General features: G+C 60.4%; 4 protein-coding genes. 2 read left to right on the top strand and 2 right to left on the bottom strand.

Going from position 1 to position 3,943, the window contains the following annotated elements:
* Together EN939_RS24380 and EN939_RS24375 are read right to left on the bottom strand one after the other, a co-directional pair.
* The coding region (locus EN939_RS24380) for a LacI family DNA-binding transcriptional regulator (RefSeq protein WP_206528329.1) at positions 1 to 268 on the bottom strand (268 nt) is incomplete at its 3' end.
* Positions 269 to 323: 55 nt separating this feature from the next.
* Complete coding sequence (locus EN939_RS24375) at positions 324 to 1,322, bottom strand: 4-hydroxythreonine-4-phosphate dehydrogenase PdxA (protein ID WP_127269667.1); 999 nt, start codon at positions 1,320 to 1,322, stop codon at positions 324 to 326.
* Positions 1,323 to 1,408: 86 nt separating this feature from the next.
* Between EN939_RS24375 and EN939_RS24370 the strand changes: the two genes are divergently transcribed.
* Complete coding sequence (locus EN939_RS24370; RefSeq protein ID WP_127269665.1) at positions 1,409 to 2,920, top strand: aldehyde dehydrogenase family protein; 1,512 nt, start codon at positions 1,409 to 1,411, stop codon at positions 2,918 to 2,920.
* Positions 2,844 to 3,866, top strand: coding sequence for a 3-hydroxyisobutyrate dehydrogenase (mmsB, locus tag EN939_RS24365; RefSeq protein ID WP_306663759.1), 1,023 nt, complete (start codon positions 2,844 to 2,846; stop codon positions 3,864 to 3,866). The genes EN939_RS24370 and mmsB overlap by 77 nt, the downstream gene beginning before the upstream one ends.
* Positions 3,867 to 3,943: the final 77 nt, after the last annotated feature.

Raw genomic sequence — 3,943 nt, 5'->3', positions numbered from 1 at the left:
ACAGGAGCTGATTGCGCATGGCGTTGAGCTTCTGGGTGTAGATTTCCAGGACGGCCGGGTAGAACGGATTGAGGATATCGGCCATGATCAGGCCAACCATATTCGTCTTCTTCGTCTGCAGGCTTCGCGCGATCCCATTTGGCGTATAGCCCAAGCGCTCCGCCGTCTTGCGAATCTTTTTCTTTGTCTCCTCTGAAATCCTCCCGTCGCCGGCGAGCGCGCGAGACACCGTCGATTGCGATACGCCAGCCTCCCGCGCGACATCCACCGAAGTTGACCGTCTCATGCATTGGATCCTTTGCGCAAATCAGCTTTTGCGCCTGTTATGCTGCCTTGCGCGCAGCAATAGCAAGACGATGCGCGAGATCAAACGCTGCTGTCAGCCCGGCGGGGTCGGCGCGATTTTGGCCAACAATGTCGTAGGCTGTTCCTTGCGAGGCGGTAACGATTGGCAGCGGCAATCCGCCAAGAACGGTCGAGGTGTTGGTGAAACCGAGTGTCTTCAGCGCGATCTGGCCCTGATCGTGGAACATGGTGATGATCAAGTCGAGCTTCTCCGGCCCCACACGCAGAAAGACGGTATCGGCCGGATAGAGGCCGGCGACATCGTATCCAAGCTCCTTTAGCCTTTCGACAGCGGGGAGGATAATCTCGATCTCCTCAGTGCCCATTGCGCCGCCTTCTCCCAAATGCGGGTTAAGGCCGGCAACGGCTATTCTCGCACGTTTGCCGCTTGATGATTCGACCGCCCTGGCGCCGGCCACCGTGGCCGCAATGATGGACTCCACGGAGATGTTGTCGGCCACGGCGCGAAGCGGGATATGCGAGGTTACGCGGGCCGTCCAGAGAGCCCCCTGGTTATTCATTTCGCAGCAGAAGCCAGTAACCCCGAGGCGATTTGAGAAAAAATGCAGTTCGTCGATCGCCTTGTGACCGGCCAGCCACATCGCCTGTTTGTTGAGCGGACCATAGACAATCGCATCGAGCTGCCCTGCCCCGGCCGCGTCTGCTGCACTCTCCAGCGCCGCGAGCGTGGCAGTTCCGCCCTCCGCGCTCGCCACACCGGGTTTGTGGCCGCCTCGATCCAGACCTGAAATCAGCGCCACGCCGCCACGCTCCGGAATTGATGAGACGCCATCGACGACCGGGATTTCAGCATCGAGTCCAGCGATTCGCATTCCGTCGCGAAAGCTCCCTTTCCCACAAAAGACGGCAACGCGAAGGTCACTCTGGCGCCCCTTTGCATTGACCAATTTGGCGCAAAGTTCCGGACCGACACCGGATGGGTCTCCCGCGACGAGGCCGATTGTTGTCACAGACATTTCTCACTCCTGTTTGACAAACTCATTTCAAATGTCTAACAGAGTGCATACGTATGCTCAATCAAAAACGACAGAAGCCATCTCATATGAAAGCCTTTGCAACAGACTCTCTTGAAGCGCGCATCGGCGCGCAAACCACGGAAGCGAGACGACTTTCGGGCCAGATCGTCTGCGGCGGCGGCTTGAGAAAAGCGCTCACAACCGCGCAATTCGATATCGAGAACCCCGCCACCGAAGAGATCATCGGCTCTGCGCCACGCTGCGGCATAGAGGATGTCAATTCTGCGGTGGATGCGGCTTCCCTTGCGTTCCGGTCTTGGTCGGCAACGCCGGCGAGAGAGCGCGGCGCCCTGCTCATGCGGGCAGCCGATCATCTCGACGGCTTCCGTGAAGACATTGCCCGGCTCTCGTCGCTGGAGACTGGCAACGCACTTCCAACCCAATCGCGCAATGAAGCCGGCACCATGGTCGACATCCTGCGTTATTTCGGTGGCCTGGCCGGCGAGATCAACGGCCAGACCTATCCGCCCGATCCTGGCCGGCTGCTCTATACGCGACGCGAGGCGCTTGGAGTCGTTGGCGCGATCATTCCGTGGAATGCACCGCTGATGCAGCTTGCCAGCAAGATCGCCCCGGCACTCGCCGCGGGCAACACCGTCGTGCTAAAGCCGGCCGAGCAAGCACCCTTGGCAGTGCTTCGGGTGTTCGAACTGCTGCAGGCGGTTCTGCCACCCGGCGTCGCGAACGCAATCACCGGGCTCGGCGAGGAAGCAGGTCGCCTGCTTTGCCAACATCCGGCTGTACGCAAGATCAGCTTCACCGGATCGAGCGCCGTCGGCGCCTTGATCATGCACTACGCCGCCGACAAGATCATACCAGTCACAGCCGAACTCGGTGGCAAGAATCCGAACATCGTCCTGGCTGATGCCAATGTCGATCGCGCGGCGCGTGGCATTCTGCAGGGGCTTCGGCTTCAGCGTCAGGGCCAGTCGTGTTCCGCCGGTACGCGGATCTATATCCACGACGCCATCTATGATGCGGTGATCGAGCGCGTCCTGGCCGGCATTCCGTCTTTTCGGGTTGGAAACCCGCTGGATGAAGCGACACAGGTGGGCTGTATCGTATCGCGCAAGCAGTTCGATCGTGTCGAACGCTATATCGAAATGGCGCGGCAGACGCCGGGCGCCCGTATCCTTTGCGGCGGCCAGCGTCCCGAAGGTCTGGACAAGGGTTATTACTACTCGACGACGCTGATCGAGGGCGTTCCCGCAAGCTCACCCGTTTGCCGTGACGAGATCTTCGGGCCGGTCGCGACTGTCTCACGCTTTACCGATTTCGAGACCGTGCTGCAGGAAGCCAACGACACGCCTTACGGCCTCGCGGCAACGATTTTCACGGAAAACCTCCCGGCGGCGTTCGACTTCGTGTCGCGCATCGACGCCGGCTTCGTGCAGGTCAACCAGTTTGCCGTCGCGGAAGCCAACATCGAATATGGGGGGACGAAAATGAGCGGCATGGGACGTGAGCTCTCGCTGGCAAGCATGGTCCAGCATTTCACCTGGTCGAAGACCGTCATCGTCAACACGTCGGCTGCCTGACCGGGAGAATGCTCAAGTGAAAACCGTCGCTTTCCTTGGACTTGGCAATATGGGTCAACCAATGACCCGCAATCTGGTCCAAGCTGGCTTTCCAGTCATTGGCTTCGACCCGTCTTCGGCCGCACAGGACGCGGCTGAGAAGCAGGGCGTGAAACGTGCCACCTCCGCCGCCGAGGCGGCTTCATCGGCCGATGTGGTTATCACCATGCTTCCGACCGGAGACAATGTCCGCGACGTCTATCTTGGAGCGTCGGGTGTCATCGCGGCATCCCGCAAGGGTGCGCTCTTGATGGATAGCAGCACGATTTCATCGACCGTCACCGTGGAAATCGCCGCTGCCGCCCGCGCCGCCGGCCGGCGCATGATCGATGCACCGGTTTCAGGCGGGACGCCGCGCGCCCATTCCGGCACTTTGACTTTCATGGTCGGCGGCGAGGCCACGGATGTCGAGCATGCCCGCCCTCTGCTGGAAGCAATGGGACAGCGCATCTATCATGTCGGGGCTTCGGGAGCGGGCCACACGGCGAAGCTCTGCAACAACATTCTGTCCGGAATATGCATGGCGGGAACTGTCGAGGCGCTGGCACTCGGTGTCGCCAATGGTCTCGACCCAGCAATCCTCAGCGATGTGATGCGCAACTCCTCGGGCAACAACTACGCGCTCGAGCGCTATCACCCATTCCCGGGCCTGATGGAGAATGTGCCCTCTGCCAACGGTTTTGCCGGCGGTTTCCGCTCGGATTTCCAGTTGAAGGACATGCGGCTCGCCAAGGAACTGGCGAACAGCTCGAAAGTCCTGGCAGCGATGGGAAATCTGGCAACAGAGCTCTTCGCCATCCATTGCCAGAATGGACATGCCGGCGAGGACTATTCGAGCATCATCAAACTGGCGCTCGATCTCGACAGCTACTTAGAAGGCAGGACGACGGAAGGGGCGACCAAGTGATCCGCAAACTCAAAGAGGGGCGCGACCCGAGCGCCGTGGCAGCCGATCAGGCCACCGTCAGAGCCACTGTAGAGGGC

Source organism: Mesorhizobium sp. M7A.F.Ca.CA.002.05.1.1 (assembly GCF_003998335.1).
GTDB lineage: Bacteria > Pseudomonadota > Alphaproteobacteria > Rhizobiales > Rhizobiaceae > Mesorhizobium.
The sequence above is the reverse complement of the archived record's forward strand: the minus strand, read 5'-3'. Positions and strand labels throughout refer to the sequence as shown.